The following is a 264-nucleotide window of genomic DNA, read 5'->3' on the forward strand; positions in this document are numbered from 1 at the left end:
CGCGTCACGTTCGGCGCCTCGGCCTCACTGTCGAAACCAATGATCCCGGCGCCGTGATTGAAGTCGGTGCCGACGCCGACATGATCCCAACCGATCCGCTTGGCGACATAGTCCAGTTGGTCGACATAATCGCTGACGGTCGCGCGCGGCAGCAGCGGGTTCAGCGCATCAAGGAAGGCCTGCTGACGGTCGCCCAGTCCGCCATAACCGTCGTTCGGCGCAGAAAACTCTGGCGACAGACCATACTGAACCCGCAAGGCGCTG

Annotated in this window: 1 protein-coding gene; it reads right to left on the reverse strand. The window is 62.9% G+C overall.

What is annotated here, in order from left to right; translation table 11 throughout:
- Positions 1 to 264 (reverse strand): membrane dipeptidase (locus ACM0OZ_RS49335; protein ID WP_414590234.1); only part of this gene is annotated, 264 nt, incomplete at both ends.

Origin of the sequence: Scytonema sp. PCC 10023, from assembly GCF_963920835.1 — a bacterium.
In the GTDB taxonomy this organism is placed as follows: domain Bacteria; phylum Cyanobacteriota; class Cyanobacteriia; order Cyanobacteriales; family Nostocaceae; genus Kalymmatonema.